This window comes from Sagittula sp. SSi028, assembly GCF_048553715.1.
In the GTDB taxonomy this organism is placed as follows: Bacteria; Pseudomonadota; Alphaproteobacteria; order Rhodobacterales; family Rhodobacteraceae; genus Sagittula.
Genome location: NZ_JBLZNC010000001.1, coordinates 403,556 through 424,015, shown reverse-complemented (window position 1 = coordinate 424,015; position 20,460 = coordinate 403,556). Strand labels below are relative to the sequence as shown.

18 protein-coding genes and 1 tRNA gene are annotated in these 20,460 nt (G+C 62.2%); 10 read left to right on the top strand and 9 right to left on the bottom strand.

Features of this window, described 5'->3' with window-relative positions; genetic code table 11:
• Positions 1-8: 8 nt before the first annotated feature.
• Complete coding sequence (gene purM, locus ACN5AZ_RS01990) at positions 9-1,052, bottom strand: phosphoribosylformylglycinamidine cyclo-ligase (RefSeq protein WP_419427167.1); 1,044 nt, start codon at positions 1,050-1,052, stop codon at positions 9-11.
• 97 nt (positions 1,053-1,149) lie between these two features.
• Entirely contained in the window at positions 1,150-1,365 is a 216-nt protein-coding gene (locus ACN5AZ_RS01985; RefSeq protein WP_419427166.1) for a DUF2945 domain-containing protein, read from the bottom strand.
• A 98-nt stretch (positions 1,366-1,463) separates the two neighbouring features.
• Between ACN5AZ_RS01985 and ACN5AZ_RS01980 the strand changes: the two genes are divergently transcribed.
• Together ACN5AZ_RS01980 and ACN5AZ_RS01975 are read left to right on the top strand one after the other, a co-directional pair.
• Positions 1,464-1,540 (top strand) — tRNA-Ile (locus ACN5AZ_RS01980).
• Between the two features lie 216 nt (positions 1,541-1,756).
• On the top strand, positions 1,757-2,023 hold the full coding sequence (locus ACN5AZ_RS01975; protein ID WP_419427165.1) for a helix-turn-helix domain-containing protein: 267 nt from the start codon (positions 1,757-1,759) through the stop codon (positions 2,021-2,023).
• A 61-nt stretch (positions 2,024-2,084) separates the two neighbouring features.
• Here ACN5AZ_RS01975 and ACN5AZ_RS01970 read toward each other — a convergent pair whose 3' ends face one another.
• The 5 genes from ACN5AZ_RS01970 to ACN5AZ_RS01950 form a co-directional block, all read right to left on the bottom strand.
• The gene (locus ACN5AZ_RS01970; protein WP_419427164.1) at positions 2,085-2,996 is read right to left on the bottom strand and encodes a nickel/cobalt transporter; all 912 of its coding nucleotides are present in this window, start codon (positions 2,994-2,996) and stop codon (positions 2,085-2,087) included.
• Positions 2,987-3,643 carry a DUF1007 family protein gene (locus tag ACN5AZ_RS01965; protein ID WP_419427163.1) on the bottom strand — a complete coding sequence of 219 codons (657 nt, stop codon included), beginning with the start codon at positions 3,641-3,643 and terminating at the stop codon, positions 2,987-2,989. Before ACN5AZ_RS01965 ends, ACN5AZ_RS01970 begins: the two co-directional genes overlap by 10 nt.
• Before the next feature lie 43 nt (positions 3,644-3,686).
• Positions 3,687-4,730: a zinc ABC transporter substrate-binding protein gene (locus ACN5AZ_RS01960; RefSeq protein WP_419427162.1), complete on the bottom strand. Its 1,044-nt coding sequence runs from the start codon at positions 4,728-4,730 to the stop codon at positions 3,687-3,689.
• Positions 4,731-4,979: 249 nt separating this feature from the next.
• Positions 4,980-5,453 carry a phosphoribosyl-AMP cyclohydrolase gene (locus ACN5AZ_RS01955; protein ID WP_419427161.1) on the bottom strand — a complete coding sequence of 158 codons (474 nt, stop codon included), beginning with the start codon at positions 5,451-5,453 and terminating at the stop codon, positions 4,980-4,982.
• A gap of 14 nt (positions 5,454-5,467) precedes the next feature.
• Complete coding sequence (locus ACN5AZ_RS01950) at positions 5,468-6,679, bottom strand: GTP-binding protein (protein WP_419427160.1); 1,212 nt, start codon at positions 6,677-6,679, stop codon at positions 5,468-5,470.
• 443 nt (positions 6,680-7,122) lie between these two features.
• Here ACN5AZ_RS01950 and ACN5AZ_RS01945 point away from each other — a divergent pair, with 443 nt between their 5' ends.
• From ACN5AZ_RS01945 to ACN5AZ_RS01935, 3 genes are read left to right on the top strand one after another with little or no spacing between them, the layout of a single operon-like run.
• Entirely contained in the window at positions 7,123-9,234 is a 2,112-nt protein-coding gene (locus ACN5AZ_RS01945) for a TonB-dependent siderophore receptor (protein WP_419427159.1), read from the top strand.
• Positions 9,234-10,445 (top strand): MFS transporter, encoded by a 1,212-nt coding sequence (locus ACN5AZ_RS01940; protein WP_419427158.1) that lies wholly within the window; start codon positions 9,234-9,236, stop codon positions 10,443-10,445. Before ACN5AZ_RS01945 ends, ACN5AZ_RS01940 begins: the two co-directional genes overlap by 1 nt.
• Complete coding sequence (locus ACN5AZ_RS01935) at positions 10,438-11,451, top strand: siderophore-interacting protein (protein ID WP_419427157.1); 1,014 nt, start codon at positions 10,438-10,440, stop codon at positions 11,449-11,451. The genes ACN5AZ_RS01940 and ACN5AZ_RS01935 overlap by 8 nt, the downstream gene beginning before the upstream one ends.
• 76 nt (positions 11,452-11,527) lie before the next feature.
• Here the strand turns inward: ACN5AZ_RS01935 and ACN5AZ_RS01930 are convergent, their stop codons facing one another.
• Complete coding sequence (locus tag ACN5AZ_RS01930) at positions 11,528-12,589, bottom strand: ABC transporter ATP-binding protein (protein ID WP_419427156.1); 1,062 nt, start codon at positions 12,587-12,589, stop codon at positions 11,528-11,530.
• 19 nt (positions 12,590-12,608) lie between these two features.
• On the bottom strand, positions 12,609-13,394 hold the full coding sequence (locus tag ACN5AZ_RS01925) for an IclR family transcriptional regulator (protein ID WP_419427155.1): 786 nt from the start codon (positions 13,392-13,394) through the stop codon (positions 12,609-12,611).
• 155 nt (positions 13,395-13,549) lie between these two features.
• Between ACN5AZ_RS01925 and ACN5AZ_RS01920 the strand changes: the two genes are divergently transcribed.
• The 5 genes from ACN5AZ_RS01920 (at position 13,550) to ACN5AZ_RS01900 (ending at position 20,432) form a co-directional block, all read left to right on the top strand.
• A complete protein-coding gene (locus ACN5AZ_RS01920) occupies positions 13,550-14,785 on the top strand; it encodes an ABC transporter substrate-binding protein (RefSeq protein ID WP_419427154.1) in 1,236 nt (411 codons plus the stop codon).
• An 83-nt stretch (positions 14,786-14,868) separates the two neighbouring features.
• Positions 14,869-15,795: a carbohydrate ABC transporter permease gene (locus tag ACN5AZ_RS01915; protein ID WP_419427153.1), complete on the top strand. Its 927-nt coding sequence runs from the start codon at positions 14,869-14,871 to the stop codon at positions 15,793-15,795.
• A gap of 1 nt (position 15,796) precedes the next feature.
• Complete coding sequence (locus ACN5AZ_RS01910) at positions 15,797-16,645, top strand: carbohydrate ABC transporter permease (protein WP_419427152.1); 849 nt, start codon at positions 15,797-15,799, stop codon at positions 16,643-16,645.
• The gene (locus ACN5AZ_RS01905; RefSeq protein ID WP_419427151.1) at positions 16,642-18,726 is read left to right on the top strand and encodes an alpha-galactosidase; all 2,085 of its coding nucleotides are present in this window, start codon (positions 16,642-16,644) and stop codon (positions 18,724-18,726) included. The genes ACN5AZ_RS01910 and ACN5AZ_RS01905 overlap by 4 nt, the downstream gene beginning before the upstream one ends.
• On the top strand, positions 18,723-20,432 hold the full coding sequence (locus ACN5AZ_RS01900) for an IlvD/Edd family dehydratase (RefSeq protein WP_419427150.1): 1,710 nt from the start codon (positions 18,723-18,725) through the stop codon (positions 20,430-20,432). The genes ACN5AZ_RS01905 and ACN5AZ_RS01900 overlap by 4 nt, the downstream gene beginning before the upstream one ends.
• Positions 20,433-20,460: the final 28 nt, after the last annotated feature.

Here is a 20,460-nt window from a genome sequence, read left to right as displayed (position 1 = left end):
CGCGCCCCTTACAGCGCGCCGCTGTAGGTGACGCCGCTGCCCGCGGTGACATGGCCCAGACGATAGACGGTCTCGCCCTCGCCGCGCAGCAGATCGGTCAGCGCGTCCGCCTGATCGGCAGAGACCGAAAGGATCATGCCGACTCCGCAGTTGAAGGTTTTCAGCATTTCCGCCTCTTCGATGCCCCCGACAGAGCGCATCCATTGGAAAATGCCCGGAAGCTCCCAAGAATCCAGATCGATCTGGGCACCCAGACCTTCGGGCAGCACGCGTGGCAGGTTCTCCGTCAGACCACCGCCGGTGATATGGGCCAGCGCATGCACGCCCCCTGCCCGCACAGCCGCCAGACATTGTTTGACGTAAAGACGTGTCGGGGCCAGCAGTTCCGCGCCCAAGGTCTCACCACCCCAGGGGCAAGGGGCGTCCCAGCCCAGACCCGAGACTTCGACAAGTTTGCGCACCAGCGAATAGCCGTTGGAATGCACCCCGTCCGAGGCCAGCCCCAGCAGCACGTCGCCTTCGACCACGCCATCGGGCAGCGCCGTGCCGCGTTCCATCGCGCCAACCGCAAAGCCCGCCAGATCGAAATCACCGGCCGGGTACATGCCGGGCATCTCGGCCGTCTCGCCACCGATCAGCGCCGCACCGGAGCGTACGCAGCCTTCGGCGATGCCTTCGATCACCCGTGCGGCCGTGTCGGTGTCCAGCTTGCCCGTCGCAAAATAGTCGAGAAAGAACAGCGGTTCCGCCCCTTGGCAGACCAGATCGTTGACGCACATGGCCACCAGATCGATGCCCACACCGTCCACATGACCGGTGTCGATCGCGATGCGCAGCTTGGTCCCCACACCGTCGGTCGCGCCCACAAGGATCGGGTCGTTGTAGCCCGCATCCTTGAGATCGAACAGCGCGCCAAAGCCGCCAAGCCCCGACATCACGCCAGAGCGGTTGGTGCGTTTGGCGGCGGGTTTGATCCGCTCCACCAGCGCGTTGCCCGCGTCAATGTCCACGCCCGCCTGGGCATAAGTGAGACCGTTCTTTGCGTCGCTCATGGTGCTCTCCGAAACCGCGTTGCAGGGCGATTACCGCAAAGGCAGCCGCGCTGCAACGTCCTCGAGGCATGCAGGACGCACTGTGGCGCACAAAGTCTCAGGCCGCCGAGAGTTCGGAACCTTTCTTGAGCACCTCATCCCCGTCATCCTGTTTGATCTTGTAGGCGGGGTTGTCGTCATCGGCGTCGCGGGTGACCTCTGTTCCCTTGATCTTGAGCGTGATCTTTTGCGTGTATTTCTTCTGAACGGTGCCGGTGCCTTCGCCGTTGCCCCATTCCCATTTCACGCTGTCGCCTTCGTCGAAGTGTTTCATATCGGATCTCCTGTGTCTGCAGGGTCAATGCAAGGCCCGGGGGATGCGTTCCACATCTTGACGTTGCCGCATCTGCGCCCTACTCAAGCCGGTACGGTGGGCCTGTAGCTCAATTGGTTAGAGCAGGGCGCTCATAACGCCTTGGTTGCGGGTTCAAGTCCTGCCGGGCCTACCAGACATCTCTCCACGTCCGATTTGGTAACGTCGCCGCCGCACAAGCCTCCCCTGCCCTACGCCTCTCATCCCGGCGAAGATTGCGTTTGCCTGTGCGCCCTGTTTGGCCATCCTTTGCCGACGCGCTGCGCCAACGCACAAACGCACCGCCATTGATTCTGCCCCGCCGGTTGCGCTAGGGCGAAGCATCACCCCCGCTGCATCAGGAGCCACCGTCATGACTGCCATTTCTCCCGAACGGCTGACCGAAATCCGCAAACTGCGCGGCATCGGTCGCCCCAAGCTTGCGAAACTCTCGGGCCTGTCTGAACGCCAGTTGTCGCGGCTCGAAGGCGCTTTGCCGATGAAAGACGCCCCCACGCCCGAGATGCTGACCAAGCTGTCGGCGGCCCTGCGCGTGCGTGCCGCGGCATTCTCCGGCGACGCGCCGCTGACCGATGACGACTTTGATTTCTCGCACGGCACATCCTGTAGCTGCTGCTGATCGTAGCCCCGCCTTTATAAGGCGGGGGTAACCGCTCGGCCTGTTTGCCGGAACGACGCCTTCAGGCCAGCAGGAATGGCCGCAACATTACCGCAGCCGCCAGCACAATCAGGGACCCGGCAAAGATCTGCATCACGGGCGCGGCAAGGCTCAACTTGCCGTTCGGGTCCAGACGCACCGCCAGCCGGCCAAGTCCCAAGCCCGCCCCGGCCACCCCAAGGTTCAGCACCGCCGTCCCCAGCCCCATGGCAAGGGTCGCCAAGATCCCCGCTGGCAAAATCCCCAAATGCCAGCAGATCACCAACAGAAACAGCGCGCCGGAACAGGGTCGCATGGCAATGCTGATCACCAGCGCGGCCATTTCCCGCAGGCTCATGTCCTCGCGAATGTCGGACAGCTCCGGCCCGTGGGCATGACCGCAGCCACAGCTGCCGTGTTCATGGGCATGGTCGTGGTCGTGGTGATGCGTCACAGACCGCAGGCCCCACAGCGCGCGCATACCGCGATATGCCAGCCAAAGCCCGATCGCCCCGATGAAGGCAAAGCTTACAGGCGCCAGCGCCTCCTCGGTGACGTCCACCAATTGCGTGCTGGTGACGCGGATCAGGCCAACACCGATCAACACCAGCAAGATCGCCGTCAGCGATTGCCCAAGGCTCGACAGCAGGGTCAGCACTGCCAGCCGCCGCAGCCGCGCGCGGTTGGCCAAGGCCGTGCCGCCCAGCAGCACCTTGCCATGTCCGGGACCGAGGGCATGGACCACACCATAGGCAAATGTCAGACCGCACAGCGACAACAGCGCGCCAGCATCGCCGCGCTGCACCGCGCGTACCCCTGCGGCCATGGTGTTCTGAATATCCCGCTGCGCCTGCGCCGCCCACCACGTCAGCCGCGAGGTGTCGACCTGCGTCCACAGAACAACAACGGCGGCCAGAACGGCCAGCAGAACAACGGTGATGCGTGTCAGGGACATGTCAGCTCTAGCTTCTCGGCGAACAGCGCGCCGACATTGGGGTCCTCGGGGATCGCCTCGCGCGACAGCGCCTGAAGCTGGCGCTGCAGCTTGGCGGTCTCGGCGTCGGGATCAAAATGGACGATGTCAAAGGTGCATTCCCCCAGTGGCCCGTCCACCGCGCTTTGGTCTGTGACCGTGTAGGCGTAGTAATAAATCGGGTCGTAAAGCTCGAGCACCGCCGTTTTGCCCGCCATGTCCACAGGCGCGTCCAGATACAGGGTAAAGCCCACGCCGATCTGATCACCCGGCGCTTCGGCCCATGGTTCTTGCGGGCGGGACAGGGGCATCTTTTCGCCGCCGATCCGCAAGTAGGTATCCCCCTCGTACTCCGGCGCCCAATCGGTTTCCCCCGCAATGATCCGACTGAAATCGGCCACGTCGAAAACACCGTCGCGGTCGGGATCAAGGCCCAGGTTCTGGACGGCCACAAGGGTGGTGAAGGCATCGTAGAGCCAGTGGATTCGCACGGCCTCGAGCTGTCCGGCCTCGTTCATCACGAACAGCCCCGTCACATCGACAAAGACATGCGGATGCGCCTCTGTGCGGGATGGGAGGTATGTCACAAAAGACGTCACGAGGAGGGTCAGGGGAATGAGATGTCGCATGATCGCCAGATGGGGGCGCCTTCGCGCCCCCGTCAAGTCACGCTCAGCTCTCGCCCAGACAATCGGCAAGATTTGACCCGAGAGTGCGGATCAACTGGGGGTATAGGTCGGCCCCAAGCTCCAGATCAGCGCCCAGCGGATCAAGGATCCCGACGGTCGCCTCGGACCCGCGAAAGACGGTGTCGATCATGTTGGGATTATACTGCGGCTCGGAGAAGGCGCAGGTGATGCCCAGTTCCTCAACCTTGTCGTGGATCTCGCGGATGCGGGTCGGGCTGGGATCAGAACTGTCGCCCACGCGGATCGATCCGGCGGCCGGAATGTCAAAGCGCGCCTCGAAATACTGGTAGGCGTCGTGGAAGACGACAAAGTCCTTGCCGCGCACCGCTTCGAGACTGGCGAGAACATCGTTGATCGCCCCGTCGATCTGTTCCTGACCAAGGGCCGCGTTTGCGCTGTAGGTGCTGGCGTTGTCAGGGTCGATTTCCGACAATTCAGCGGCAATCACACCTAGCCAGAGCCGCGCATTTTCCGGGTCGAGCCAGGCATGCGGGTCAGGCCCGTGATGCGCGTGGTGGTCGTGTTCATCTTCATGCTCGGCGTGGTCGTCGTGATCCGCGTGGTCTTCATGATCGTCATGATCATCATGATCAGCGTGGTCGTCATGATCGGCGTGGTCATCGTGACCGTTGCCATGATCTTCGTCTTCCCCATGGCTATGCTTTTCAAAGGTCGCGCCTTCGCGAACCGCCAGTTCCGTAGTGCCGTCGACCTCTGTCAACGCGATGATATGCGCGTCCGAGCCAAGCGACTCCAGTGGACCTTCCAGCCAAGGCTCCAGCCCCTCGCCGATCCAGAAAACCAGATTGGCAGCATCCAAGGCCTCGGCCTCGGAGGGGCGCATCGCATAGCCATGCGGGGAGGCACCGGGCCTAACAAGCAGATCAGGGCTGCCAAGCTCCCCCATGACCATCGCCACCAGTGAATGCACCGGCGCGATATCGGCGGACACTCTGGGCACCTGAGCCGTGGCGGCGGTGGCAAGGCCAATGGCCGATACAGTTCCGAGAATCAGTTTGCGCGACATGGTGAACTCCTTGGGTAGCTTACGAGTCCCTCTATATGTTATTTTATAACGTTACAATTAAATTCTCGAAAGACCGGCATAACGCCCCGCTGCGCCCCTCGCTTACCCCGCCAGCATCGCCTCAAGACGCGTTCGGAATACGACCAGAACGCGCGATACCGCAGGCATGGCCCTCCTCCCAATTGCCGACGTCGAAACGATCACCTGTCCCATAGGGGCCCGCGCTGTGTTCCAGCGCACTCCCGCTTGTCAGGGTTGGTAAGGCAGCGACGAATGGTGCAGTACGATGCGAAGGACGCCCTCGGCATCGCGTTTGTAGCCAAAGCTTTTGTCCACCTTGGTCACCTGCCCCGCCTTGTCCGTGAGGCTGACCCAGCCCATCCACATGGCGATATCGCCCTGAATGAATTCTGCTGCTGTTTCACTGTGCATCGACCGCCACCCTTGAATGGCAAAGCCCGCATCGAGCGGGTAGTCGTCGGAATGGCCACAGAAATAGGCCAAGGCCCCAGCCTTTGTCGGGCGGAACGTCTGCGCGCCGCTGGCCATGGTGGGTTTGAACAGAACAGGCCCGAGCGCGTAGCCATAGTAGCTGTCAAGATTGGCATTGGCGGTCTCGCGGGCCGCATCAATGCCGCCCTCGTCAAAGGCGCGTGAGATCGCGATTTTGCCATTGCCCCATGTTTGCAGGGCCCGGGCGATGTCGGTCGAAGTGATATCCATGAAAGATGTCTCCATTACGCTGCCTGTTGGCGGTTCATGCGCGGGAACGGGTCTGGCAGATCGGCCCATTCCTCAGGCGTGAATTCCTCAACATCCATCAAGGCCGCGTTAAGTTTGGCGCAAATCGTCTCGCGCTCCAGCCCGACACCGATAAAAACGATCTCTTGTCGGCGGTCGCCCCAAGGCTCGGCCCAAAGCCGCGCGATCTCTGCCTGCGCGTCGGGGTGCGTGGGCAAGCGGTCTTGCGGCACCGCAGCCCACCACCAGCCCAGCGGTTTGACCGAGGACATCGCCCCCGCGAGCGAGAATTCCATCGCCCAGTTGGGCTGTGACGCGATCCAGAAATGCCCCTTGGCACGGATGGTGCCCGGCAGCGTGCCATTGAGCACAGCGTGCAGGCGTTCGGGGTGGAACGGCGCGCGGGCGTTGTAGACAAAAGAGGTGATGCCGTATTCCTCGTCCTCGGGGACGTGGTTGGCGAAACCATACAGCTCCTTGGCCCACATCGGGTGTTCATGCGCGGTGTCGAAGTCGAACAATCCGGTGTCGAGGATCGCCTCTGCCGGAACCTCGGAATGATCGGTCTCGATGATCTTGGCATCGGCATTGAGCGCGCGGATGATCTTGCGCGCCTTGTCGGTCTGGTCGGGCCCTGCATCGGTGACCTTGTTCAGGATCACCACATCGGCAAATTCGATCTGCTCGGTCAGCAGGCTGACAAGGCTGCGGTCATCCTGATCGCCAAGGCTCTCGCCACGGTCGGTCAGGAAATCATGGCTGGAATAGTCGCGTAGCAGGTTCACCGCATCAACAACCGTCACCATTGTATCCAGCCGCGCCACGTCCGACAGGCTTTGCCCGTCCTCTTCGCGGAAATCAAAGGTCGCAGCCACAGGCAGCGGCTCCGAGATGCCGGTGCTTTCGATCAGCAGATAGTCAAAGCGGCCCTCTTCGGACAGGGCGCGCACCTCTTTCAGCAGGTCATCGCGCAGGGTGCAGCAGATGCAACCGTTGGACATCTCGACCAGCTTTTCTTCAGAGCGCGACAGCTCGGTCCCATCACGCACCAGGTCGGCATCAATGTTCACCTCCGACATGTCATTGACGATCACCGCGACGCGGCGGCCCTCGCGGTTGTTGAGTACGCGGTTCAGAAGCGTGGTCTTACCGGCGCCGAGGAAACCGGACAGGACAGTGACGGGCAAACGGGTATCGATGGCGGACATGGTTTTCTCCTATATCGGGGTGCGGGTCGCGGCGGGGGATGACCGCGGGAGTGGAAAGGGTGCGGCGTGACGGGCCGGATCGCAGTGCCCTGCCCTAACCGCGGATATGCGGGCCTTTGGCTGCGCTTTACCGGCGTTGTGCAGTGGTGCGATGCGGATGATCTGCACGGTGTTTTCAGATGGCTTGGTCACGGGAACTGCTTTTGATCGGTCGCGAAGTTGTAACGCAATGTTATACTGTAACGCAATCGCTATTTGCGACGCAGCTGAGCCTTTCCGTGCGGCGGGCGCTGCGACGGATGCGCTGCCGAACAAATCCGCCCCCTGTGACGCCACGATATTATCTGCAGACCATTGACCGCATCTGGTAAAATCTGAGCGAATCTGTCAGATATGCGCAAACGCCTCAGCCACCGATCAGCCAAGGCACTGATGGAGGCCACATGCTTGTTTCCCGTATTGCCCTGATCGCAGGGCTCACTGCCGTTTCTTCGACCGCTTGGACCACCGCTGCGCGTGCGCAGGACAGCAACATCCAGGATCTTGGCACGCTCACGCTGGAATCCGAGAGCGATGACACCCTCGTCCAGAATGGATATGTCGCGCAAAGCGGGCGTCAGGCCACGCGCGTCGACACGCCGATCCGCGATATCCCGCAGGCAATCAGCACGGTGACCCAAGACCAGATTGAGGATCAGGATCCGCGCACCCTGCTGGAATCGGTCGGATATAACGCAGGGGCCAACACCACCAACTTCGGCTTTGACAGCCGGTATGACGCGATCTACCTGCGCGGTTTCTCCAGCTATTATGACGGGCTGTTCCGCGACGGGTTGCGTCAGGTCAATGGCCCCTCCGCGTGGTATCAAAACCACCCCTACAGCATGGAGGCGGTCTCGCTGCTCAAGGGGCCATCGTCCTCGGCCTATGGGGTCAGCGGATCGGGCGGCATCGTCAATGTGGTGTCCAAACGCCCCAAGGACGTAGCGTTTAACGAGGTCAAACTGACCTTTGGCACGGATGACTATCAGGAACTGGCCTTTGATGTCTCTGGGCCTGTGGGTGATGACGGGCGGCTCAGCTATCGTGTGACCGGCGTGACCCGCGATGCCGATACGCCGCTGGACGGCTACAGCGACGATCTGAACATGATTGCCCCTGCCCTGACCTATGAGCTGACAGAGCGGACCACGGTCACGCTTCTGGGCGAATACGCCAAATCGACGCGTGGCGGGACGGCGAGCTATTACAACTCTGCCTATGGCGAAGCCTCGGACATCTATGTTGGTGACCCCGACTACAACGATTTCGTCAACGAGCAGTGGCGCATCGGCTACGAGGTCGAACACGAACTGGCCGATAACGTGACCCTCCGCCAGAACCTGCGCTACTCCGAGGTCGACGCCGATCTGGAATTCAGCGGAATTTACGCCGCAGGCAACGGCTTTGGCCGTTACTGGGGGCATTACCTAGAGAAATCTGAAAACCTCAGCGTGGACACGAACGTCGAGGCGCAGATTGCCACCGGCGCTGTGGCCCATACGCTGGTGGGTGGTTTTGATTTCACCCGCGCATCTTATGACGCCTACTACGGGGGCGTGGGTTATGTGTCTGCGGATGCGACCGACGCCATAGACCAGCCCTATTCCGGTGGGCAGGAGAGCGAACAATACGGCATCTACCTGCACGACCAGATGGTGGCAGGCCCCTGGACCGTCTTCCTCAGCGGGCGCTATGACTGGGTCGATACCACCACCTATGACGCCGCCGAAACCGGCACCGACAGCACCGCCGAAGGGTTTTCGGGACGCCTCGGCGTCAGCTATGCGGTCAACACCGAGCTGTCGGTCTTTGCCAACCTGTCCAGCAGCTTTGTGCCGACCACAGGTCTGGTCTATGACAGCAGCACCGATCCCGACAGCGGGCGCGCCGGTGACCCCACGCGCGGTCTGCAAAAAGAGATCGGGATCAAATACCAGCTGCCCGGCACCGAAAGCCTGATCACCGCCTCGCTGTTTGACATCAAACAGGAAGACGGCGTGGTGTTCCAGACCGTCGATGCCACGGTGTTTGGCGGGCTCAATCAGGTTCAGGTGCCTTATGATCTGCGCTCCCGAGGGGTCGAGGTCGGAGGCCAGTTCAACCTTGCCAATGATCTGCGCATGACCGCCGCCTACACCTACCTCGATATGGAAATCGAAAAGGGCGCCACCGGCACCGAGGGCAAGACCCTGTCCGCCACGCCAGAGCACACCGCCTCGATCTGGGGCTTTTATGAACCCACCGAGGGCGCGCTGAAAGGCTGGGGCTTTGGCGCGGGCCTGCGCTATGTCGGCGAAAGCTGGGGCGACGACCAGAACACCTTCAAGAATGACGAACAGTTCTACACGGATCTGGCGGTGTCTTACGACTTTGGCGAGGTCGGGATGGACAATCTGGCCTTGCAGGTGAATGTCAAAAACGCCTTCGACAACACCGATCAGACCTGCTCTGCCGGGTATTGCTACCGGACCGAGGGCCGCACGGCCACGGCAAGCATCGCCTACCGTTTCTGATGCGGGAGACGGTCAAAACATGGGGCGTCATCGGGTCGATCGGTGGCGTCTACATCGCGCAAAGCGTGATCGGTGGCGTGACATGGACCGGGCTTCCGGGGGTGTTGCGCGCGCAAGAGCTGCCGCTGGATCGCATCGGATTTATCTCTCTTCTGGTGTTGCCATGGGCGTTGAAGTTCCTCTGGGCGCCACGGGTGGAACGGTTCCGGCTGCCCGATGGCGGGCGGGATCGCTCTGCGGCGATTGTTCTGGCGGGCGCGGCCATCGTGGTGGCGGCTCTGCTGTGTGTCGGGCTGATCGGCCCCTTTCCTGTCCTGCCGCTGCTGGTCGTTCTGATGGTCGCGGCCTTTGCCACAGCGACGGTGGACATTGCCTGTGACGGCTACGCGGTCGAGGCTTTGCGCCACACGCACTACGGCTGGGGCAATGCGGCGCAGGTCGGCGGGGCCTATCTTGGCGCAGCGATTGGGGGCGGTGTGTTCCTCGTCCTCGTGGATCAGGCGGGATGGCGCCTGGGCGCGTGGTCCATGGCCGCGACGATTGCGGTTCTGTGCATTCCTTTCGCGTGGCTTGCGCGCGCCTCACTGGCCACGGCCCGCCCGCATCAGCCCAGCCTTCGGGCGGCATGGGCGCGCCCCGAAGTCCGTCAGGGCCTTGTGATGGCCGCGCTCTATGTGGTCGCGCAAAAGACCGCGATGGGCATGTTTGGCCCCTATTTCATTGATGCCGGATATGATCTTGCGCAATTGGGCATCCTCAGCGGGGTCGGCAGTCTGGCCTTGGGCTTTGCCGGTGCGATGGCAGGCGGCGGGTTTGTCCGCCGCTATGGCACGCGTGCGGTTCTGGTCGGGGCGGTTGCGCTGCAGTCGCTGATCTTGGCCCTTGTGGCCTTGTCCGCCGGCGATTTGGTCTTGCCCGCCAGCACGGTTGCCCCCGTGGCCATGGTGTCCAGCGCCGCTGTGATGGCCTTTGGCTTTGTCGCGCTATACGGGCAATTCATGAACTGGTCGGATCCCCGTCAGGGCGGCGTCGATTTCACCCTGTTCCAATGTATGGACGCTGGCGTGTCTATGGTGGCGGGGACAGCCGCCGGCGTCGTTGCCGAGCATTTCGGCTACGGCGTGTTCTTTGCCGGGGCCTGCGCTGTCTCCATCGCGGTGATCCCGTTTTTGTGGCACGTCGCATCGCAAAAGGCGCCCGGTCATGTCTGAGACTATAGCCAAGGCCATGATCCACGGCCTGCCCTTTGCCTTGATGCGGCAAGCAGCACTGGCACAAGCGCAGGAACACGACATGCCGGTTGTGTTCGATGATGCGCGGGGCACGGCTGTGCAAACCTACTACGGGCGGGTGTGTTTTGCGCCCGCCGAGGATGGCCTTCAGGCCGAGATCACCGCCCCCCACGCAGATTACCTGCAGGTTCTCAAGGACGCGCTGGTCGATCAGATCGGCGCGCAGCACCCGCAACTTGCCGAAACGATCCGTTGGAACGACGCGACGACCACAGCGCAACGTCCCGCAAATATCGTCGACCTAACGGTGACGGATCGTGCGCATCTGAACTGCGGGTTTATCCGGATCACGCTTGCGGGGGATGTCTCGCGCTTCTCCGATGAGGCGATCCATTTCCGGCTGTGCCTGCCGCCCGAGGGGCGTGATCCGGTTTGGCCGACGCTAGGGCCGAATGGCGCAACCCAATGGCCCAAGGGCGAAAATAAACTGCATCTGCCCGTCTACACCGCGCGTCATGTGGACCCCGCCGCTGGCACTGTCAGTTTTGATGTGATGGAACATGACGGGGGCTGCGCGACAAGGTGGGCGCGGCAGGTGGCGATGGGGGTGCAGGTCCTGACCACCGCGCCGGGCGGGGGTGGCTGCCGGATGTCAGGGCAGATCGCAGGGTTTGGTGATGAGACCGCCTATCCGGCTGTGGCCCGCATTCTCGAGGCCAATCCGGATCTGACAGGGTCGTTCACGCTGTACCCGTCAAAGCCCGGCCCGCTTTATCCTTTGCCCGATCACCCGCGTGTTAAGGTTACCTTTGCTGAGGCCGGCGCGCAGGCGCAGATGGCAGAGCAGGCGATCGCCGCCATGACCGCCACGCCGCAGGCCTATCTTTGGTGTGCGGGGGAGCGCCGCATCGTTGCCGATGTCCGCGCCGCGTCAAAGGCGATGGGCCGCCCAGCGGCTCAAAGCTATATCACCGCTTTCTGGTAAGGTCACGGGACCCACCAATCACGACAAAAGCCGCCCCTAATGGGGCGGCTTTTGCGTGCCTTCGCAGCGCTTCCAATTAACGCAGGCGCGCCTCGGTTTTCGCGTCAAAGAACATCGCATCCACGTCGTCGAAATCGACCGACACTTTGGTGCGCTCCGGAATGGCTTCGTCGCCGCGGGTTTCCGCGACAATGCGCTCGCCGGTGGGGGCGATCAGATAGTCATAGGCCACGCCGCCAAGACGCTCGCGAATGTCGATGGTCACGTCAGAGCCACCTTCCGAGACGCGCAGATGCTGCGGGCGCAGACCTACGATGACCTCGGACCCTTCGGCGGGCAGGGCCACGGATGTTGCCACCTTGCGACCACCCAAAGCAGGGATCACCACCTGACCGCCCTGCACCGTGCCTTGCAGGAAGTTCATGCTGGGCGAGCCGATAAAGCCCGCCACAAAACGGTTGTCGGGGTCTTGGTACAGCTCCATCGGGCTGCCGACCTGTTCGATATGACCCGCGCGCAGCACCACAATCTTGTCGGCCAGGGTCATCGCCTCGACCTGATCATGGGTCACATAGATCATCGTCGCGCCGATTTCCTTGTGCAGGCGCGCGATCTCGACCCGCATGTCGACGCGCAATTCCGCATCAAGGTTGGACAGCGGCTCGTCGAACAAGAACACCTCTGGCCCGCGCACAATGGCGCGACCGATGGCGACCCGCTGGCGTTGACCGCCCGACAGCGCCTTGGGCTTGCGCGACAGGTAATCATCAAGCTTCAGGATGCGGCTGGCCTCGGTGACTTTTTCCTTAATCTCGGCCTTGGGGTGGCCGTTCATCTTCAGCCCGAAGCCCATGTTTTCCTCGACCGTCATATGCGGGTAAAGCGCGTAGGTCTGGAACACCATGGCCACGCCGCGTTCGGCGGGATCGGCGCGGGTCACATCGCGCCCGCCAATGGAAATCTCACCTTCGGATGTCTCCTCCAGCCCTGCGATCATGCGCAGCAAGGTGGATTTGCCGCAGCCCGACGGGCCGACAAACACACAGAATTCACCGTGTTCAATTTCCAGATCGACCCCGTGGATCACCTGAACCTGACCGTAGCGTTTCACGGCCTGCCGCAGCGCGACACCTGACATAGCTTTCCTCCCTCAGGAATTATTGCGCGACCGGATAGGGCCAGACCGCCCCCTCGCGTCCGATCTGCGTGGCGGTCCACAACAAGGCGGGCCGGAATTTCTCCAAATCTTCAAATGTTGTGCGGATCGTCGAGGTTACCACCGACACCGCCCCGATCACCAAGCCGCCATTGCCCCGAATGGGCGCGGCGATGCTCAGGATTCCCTCTTCGTGTTCTTCGCGGTCAAAGCCCACGCCCTCGGCGCGAATCTGTTCCAGCTCGGGCAGAAGCGACGCCGGCCCAACATGGGTGTTGGGGGTGAACTGTTCGTAACTCAGCGTGTCCAGCACAGCGGCGCGGCGGCGGTCGTCCATAAAGGCCAGCATGACCTTGCCCACGCCGGTGCAATGGGCGGGCGAGCGCCGACCGGGGCGCGCCATGGTCTGAAACCCTGCATCCGGTGTCGCCTTATCGATAAAGACCACCCTGCCCCGTTCCATCTGCGCCAGATGCACCGTCTCGTTCACATCCCGCGCCAGCGATTCGACAAAGGGCATGGCCAGCGGCGCGAGCGAGGATTGGTTCCACGCATGACGCCCCACCCGCACCAGCCGCATGCCGGGCAGATAAACGTGCCGCTCCTCGTCATAGGACAGCATCCCCTGCGAGGTCAGCGTCTGCAAAATACGATGCAACGTGGCCTTGGGATAAGACGACACTTCGAGGATCTCGGTAAAGCGCACAGCCCGGCCAAACGCCATCACGCTGTCGAGCACATCCAGTGCCTTGCCCACCGTTCCGTCCGAAGTCGCCTGCTTGTTCATGTCGTCCCGTAACTTTCTTGCGCAAACGGGGCGTTTCCCGCAGCAACTGTTGACAGGACTAGCAAGATGGGACTACCAAATCAATATGTGAAATCTTTGTTCCACTATTTGGGACAAACTGCTTCACACAATATAATCGGGAGGAGGAACCGCAGATGTTCCAACGCACAAAATTTATGGGCGCCATTCTCGCGTCCACCATGCTGTCCACCACGGCATTCGCTGGTGAGCTTGTCATCAACACCGACACATCCGACCCCGCGCCCAAGGCCGCGTTCGAGGCGCTGATCGCAGGGTTCGAGGCGGAAAACCCTGATGTGACGGTGAAATGGAACCTGTTTGACCACGAGGGCTACAAGACCTCGATCCGCAACTTTCTGACTGCGGATGCGCCGGATCTGGCCAACTGGTACGCGGGCAACCGTATGCTGCCCTATGTCAACGCGGGCCTGTTCGAGCCGGTCGATGATGTCTGGGAGGAAAACGGCCTGAACGAATCGCTGGCCTCGGCCAAGGGGTCGATGACCATCGACGGCAAGATCTGGGGCGTGCCCTACACCTACTACCAGTGGGGCGTCTACTACCGCAAAGACATCTTCGAAGAGCAAGGCATCGCGGTGCCCGAGACTTGGGAAGATTTCAAAGCCGCAGGCGCCAAGCTGACGGAGGCAGGCATCACCCCGATCACCATCGGGACCAAGTACCTGTGGACCGCGGGCGGCGTCTTTGACTACCTCAACCTGCGCACAAACGGCTATGACTTCCACATGGCGCTGACCAAGGGCGAAGTCGCTTGGACCGACGAGCGCGTCGTGGCTACCATGAACAACTGGAAAGAGCTGATCGACGCGGGCTTCTTCCTTGAAAACCACGCAGCCTACAGCTGGCAAGAAGCTCTGGCCCCGATGGTTCAGGGCGATGCCGCGATGTACGTGATGGGCAACTTCGCCGTGGCGCCGCTGCGCGAGGCAGGCCTGACCGATGATCAGCTGGGCTTCTTCCAGTTCCCGCAGATCAACCCGGACGTGCCGATGGCCGAAGAAGCGCCCACCGACACCATCCACATCCCCGCCAATGCAAAGAACAAAGAGGACGCGAAGAAATTCCTCGCCTACCTCGCGCGGGCGGACGTGCAGACCCAGATCAACGAAACACTGGGCCAGCTGCCGATCAACAAGGACAGCTCTGTCGGTGACGACAAGTTCCTGCAGGCCGGCTACGAGATGCTGTCGAACACCGATGGCGGCATTGCGCAGTTCTTTGACCGTGACGCCCCCGCCGAGATGGCGAAGGCTGGCATGGAAGGCTTCCAGGAGTTCATGGTGAAGCCCGAGCGCATGGAGCAGATCCTCGAGCGTCTCGAGAAGGTCCGCGCGCGCGCCTACAACTGATCCAGACCGAACCGAGCGCCCCGCCCGATCCCTATCTGGCGGGGCGTTTTCCGCAGTCCACGCATGTCCGAGGAAGGCACGTCATGACGGCCCCCACGCTCCCCGATCCGCATCCCCCCGTGCACCGCAGTTGGTGGAAGGAAAACCAGCAACGCCTAGCGCCGTGGCTGTTCCTTGCCCCCGGTATTTTCATGTTCACGGTCTACGTGATCCTGCCGATCTTTCAGTCGATTGGCCTGTCTTTTTACGAATGGGACGGTCTGGGCGATAAGACATGGGTCGGCACGGCAAACTATGCGGAGCTGATGGATGACGAGGCGTTCTACACCTCGCTGAAAAACAACGTCATCTGGCTGGTGCTTTATATGCTGGCAATCCCGATGGGGCTGTTTGTGGCGCTGTTTCTGAACCAGACCGTGCGCGGCATCCGCATCTATAAATCGCTGTTTTTCTTCCCCTTCGTGATCTCGCAGGTCGTTGTGGGTCTGGTCTTTGCGTGGTTCTATGACCCCAGCTACGGCTTGATGAATATTGCGCTGGGATGGTTCGGGATCGAACCCATCGCCGTGCTTGCCAACGAAGATTACGTCACCTACGGCATCATCGCTGCCGGTCTTTGGCCGCAGACGGCCTATTGCATGATCCTGTATCTAACCGGCCTGAACGCCGTCGATCCCGAACAGATCGAGGCCGCGCGTCTCGACAATGCCAAGGGGCTGAAGATGCTGTGGTATGTGATCCTGCCGCAACTGCGTCCCGCGACCTTTATTGCCATCGTGGTCACGGTGATCGGGGCGCTGCGGTCGTTTGACCTGATCTCTATCATGACCGACGGCGGACCTTGGGGCAGCTCGCGGGTTCTGGCCTTCTACATGTATGAACAGGCCTTCAGCGAATACGGCTTCCGCATGGGCTATGGCGCGGCCATCGCCGTGGTGCTGTTCCTGATCATGATGATCTATATCACCGGCTTCCTGTGGAAGATGTACCGCGACGAAAGAGGCGCCTGAGATGTTTCCCACACCTATCGAAAAGACCTCGCCGCTGTCGCAGACGATCTACAAGATCGCCCTGCCCGTGGCCCTGATCGTCTGGCTGCTGCCGCTGATTGCCGTGGCGCTGACCTCTGTCCGCTCGGCGGGCGACATCACCGCGGGCAACTACTGGGGCTGGCCCACCAGCTTTAACCTGCTGGAAAACTACACCGCGATCTTCAAGCAGACGCCGATTGGCAAATATATCCTCAACAGCTTCAAGGTGACGATCCCCACGGTGATCGGTGCTGTGGCCATCAGCTGCATGACCGGCTTTGCGCTGGCGGTCTACAAGTTCAAAGGCAACTTGCTGATCTTCTTCATGTTCATCGCGGGCAACTTTGTGCCCTTCCAGATCCTGATGGTGCCGGTGCGCGATCTGACGCTGGATCTGGGCATGTACAACACGTGGTATGGTCTGGCGCTGTTCCACATCGCCTTTCAGGCGGGGTTCTGCACGCTGTTCATGCGCAACTTTATCCGCGCCCTGCCCTATGAGCTGATCGAGGCCGCCCGCGTCGAAGGCATCAGCGAGCTGCGCATCTTCTGGTACGTGGTGATGCCGCTGATGAAGCCTGCGCTGGCCGCGCTGTCGGTGCTTATCTTCACCTTCATCTGGAACGATTACTTCTGGGCGACGGTGCTGACGCAGGGCGCCGATCAACAGCCGATCACCGCCGGTCTGTATTCGCTCAACGGCCAATGGGTCGCCGCGTGGCATCTGGTGTCGGCAGGCTCCATCGTGGCGGCGCTGCCGCCGGTGCTGATGTTCTTTCTCATGCAGCGCCACTTTATCGCCGGTCTGACCCTTGGGGCGGTGAAATGATCCAGACATGGCGCCTTGATACGGTGGGTCAGACCTTGGTGCTGGCCAGCCATGACAGCCGCATGGCCTGCGTCACCTATTGGGGCGCACGGCTGCCTGACGGCGAAGACCTGACGGCATTGGCAGAGGCATCGGTGCTGGATGTCACCGGCGGGATGCTGGACGCCAATCCAGACCTGTCGATCTGTCCTGACGCGCGGCATACCTTCCCCGGCCAGCCGGGTCTGGTGCTGCACGATCAGAACGGCGCGCAGGTGCTGCCCGATTTCCGTCTGTCTGACGCGCAGCAGACCGACACGGCGCTGACGCTGACCTACGCCGATCCGGCTTTGGGGGTCCGCTACACCGCGCGGTTTGTGGTCCACGCCAAGACCGGCATACTGGAAGCACAGTCGCACCTGCAATGCGATCACCCCATGCGGCTGCATTGGCTGGCCGCCCCCGTGATGCCCGCACCGCAGCTTGCGGACGAGATGATTGATTTCACCGGTCGCTGGATCGGAGAATTCCAGCCCAACCACACGCCATGGACCGCTGGCATCCGCCTGCGCGACAACCGCACAGGCCGCACCGGTCACGAACATTTCCCCGCGCTGATCCTGCCTTGTCGCGGTGCGACAAACACCGGCGGCGAGGCCTACGCCCTGCATTACGGCTGGTCCGGCGGGCACCGCATGATCGCCGAAGAGCTGTCCGATGGCCGCCGTCAGGTCCAGTTCGGCCACGCGGGCGGGACCGAGCTTGCCCCCGCGACAGAGTTCACAAGTGCCAAGCTCTATGCCGTCTACTCCGCCAGCGGGCTAAATGGCTGCGCCGTGGCGTTCCAGCGGCATCTGCGTGATCACGTGGTGCAATGGCCCGATCCCGATCGCCCGCGCCCGGTGCATTACAATTGCTGGGAGGCGATCTACTTTGATCATGACCTTGATGCGCTCACCGCCATCGCGGACCGCGCAGCGGCGCTTGGGGCGGAACGCTTTGTGCTGGATGACGGCTGGTTCGGGTTGCGCGATGACGACACCACCAGTCTGGGCGACTGGCAGATCGACCGGCGCAAATGGCCCGATGGTTTTACCCCGCTGATCGACCACATTCACGGTTTGGGTATGCGTTTTGGCCTGTGGTTCGAGCCGGAGATGGTGTCGATGGACAGCGATCTGGCACGGGCGCATCCCGACTGGATCCTTGGGCTGCCCGACCAGATCGAAGGCCGCCAGCAGCGCGTTCTGGACATGGCCCGCGCGGAGGTGCGCGATTACCTGTTCGACGCCATCGCCGCGATCCTGTCCGCCTACGACATCGATTATATCAAATGGGACCACAACCGCGTGTTGCCCACGCCCGACGCCGCACAGGCGCGCGGCTTTTATGCGCTTCTTGACCGGCTGCGCGCGGCCTTCCCCAAGGTCGAGATCGAAAGCTGTTCCTCTGGCGGGGGGCGGATCGACTTTGGCGTCTTGGAACGGACGCACCGCGTCTGGCTGTCCGACAGCAACGACGCAGTAGAACGTCTGCGCATGCAGCACGAGGCGGCGCTGTTTTTGCCTTTGGCTGTGACCGGCAGCCACGTGGGCCCGCGCAAATGCCATACCTCGGGGCGGATGATCGACATCCGCTTTCGCGCATGGGTCGCGGCGCAGCGGCACATGGGGTTCGAGATGGACCCGCGCGAGCTGACCGACGAAGAGGGCCGTGTGCTGACAGAGGTGACCACCTGGTGGAAGGCCAACCGCGACTGGATGGCCACGGCGGATATCCTGCGCCTCGACAGCGCGGATGCGTCGGTGATGGCAGAACTGCAACTGGCCCGTGACGGCGCGCAATTCGTGGTCTTTGCCGGAAAAGCCACCACAGGCGCGCAAACCGTGCCGCGCCCACTGCGCCTGTGCGGGCTGGACCCTGCGGCGCGCTACCGCATCGCGCTGGTCAACCGCGCGGATGCCAAGGGGCTGTCGCGCGGGCACCAGATGATCAAGTCCGCAGCACTGGAGCTGTCCGGCCAATTCCTGATGTCGCACGGTTTGACGCTGCCGTGGGATTTCCCCGAAACCATGTGGGTCGTCAAAGGAGACCGCCTATGACCAAGGACCGCCGCAGCAGCAACTGGTACGGGATGATCGACAAGGACGGGTTTATCCGCCGCTCGTGGATGAAAAATCAGGGCTTTCCGGACCATGCCTTTGATGGCCGCCCTGTCATCGGCATCTGCAACACGTGGTCAGAGCTGACCCCGTGCAATTCCGGCCTGCGCGATCTGGCCGAGGCGGTGAAACGCGGCGTCTGGGAGGCAGGCGGCTTTCCGGTGGAATTCCCGGTCATGAGCCTTGGCGAGACGCAGATGAAGCCCACGGCCATGCTGTTTCGCAACCTTCTGGCCATGGACGTCGAGGAATCCATTCGCGCCTATGGCATCGACGGCGTCGTTCTGTTGGGCGGCTGTGACAAGACCACGCCGGGGCAGTTGATGGGCGCGGCCTCGGTCGATCTGCCGACGATTGTTGTCTCCTCCGGGCCAATGCTGAACGGCAAATGGAAAGGCCGCGATCTGGGCTCGGGCACCGATGTGCGCAAGTTCGCCACCGCGGTCAAAGCGGGCGAGATGACGCTGGCCGATTTCATGGCCACTGAAAGCGGCATGAGCCGGTCCAAGGGCGTGTGCATGACCATGGGCACCGCATCGACCATGGCCTCCCTGACCGAAGCGCTTGGCATTGCGCTGCCCACCAACGCAGCCCTTCCGGCGGTCGATGCGCGGCGCGGGGCGCTGGCGCATATGACAGGCCGCCGCATCGTCGAGATGGTCGAGGAAGATCTGAAACTGTCCGATGTTATCACCCGCGAAAGTTTCGAAAACGCGATCATCGCCAATGCCGCCGTGGGCGGGTCGACCAATTCGGTGATGCATCTGCTGGCTTTGGCGGGGCGCGTCGGGGTGGACCTCAGCCTCAAGGATTTCGAGCTGGGCAGCGATATTCCCCTGCTGGTCAACTGCATGCCGTCGGGCAAATACCTGATGGAGGATTTCTGCTACGCCGGTGGCATGCCCGCCGTTCTGGCGGAAATTGCCCATCTGCTGCGGCCTGCGCGCACCGTTCTGGGCGGCGATCTGTCCGTCTATCACGACGGCGCGGAATGTTATAACCGCGATGTGATCTATCCGTTTGATGCGCCGCTGAAACCGGCCTCCGGTCTGCGGGTGCTCAAAGGGACGCTTGCGCCGCGCGGGGCCATCGTCAAACCCTCGGCGGCCACCGATGCCCTGCTTGAACATGAGGGCGAGGCCTTTGTTTTCGAGACCATCGAGGACCTCAAGGCCAATATCGACCGCGAGGATCTGCCGGTGACGCCCGACAGCATTCTGGTGCTCAAGGGCTGCGGCCCCAAGGGCTATCCCGGCATGCCGGAAGTGGGTGACATGCCCCTGCCCGCCAAGCTGGTCAAACAGGGGCTGCGGGATATGGTGCGGATCTCTGACGCGCGCATGTCCGGCACGGCCTTTGGCACGGTGATCCTGCATGTAGCACCCGAGGCCAACGACGGCGGGCCGCTGGCGTTGGTGCAGACCGGCGACCGCATCCGCGTCTCCGCCCGCGACGGCGTGCTGGACCTGCTGGTGCCCGAGGCCGAGCTGGCCGCGCGCCGCGCCGCATGGACCCCGCCTGAACCGCATTACACCCGTGGCTATGCCAAGATGTATGTCGATCACGTGTTGCAGGCCGATCAGGGCGCCGATCTGGATTTTCTGGTCGGAAAGGACACCCGCCCCGTGACGCGCGAAAGCCACTGATCTAAGTCTTCCCGCGGGACAAGGCACA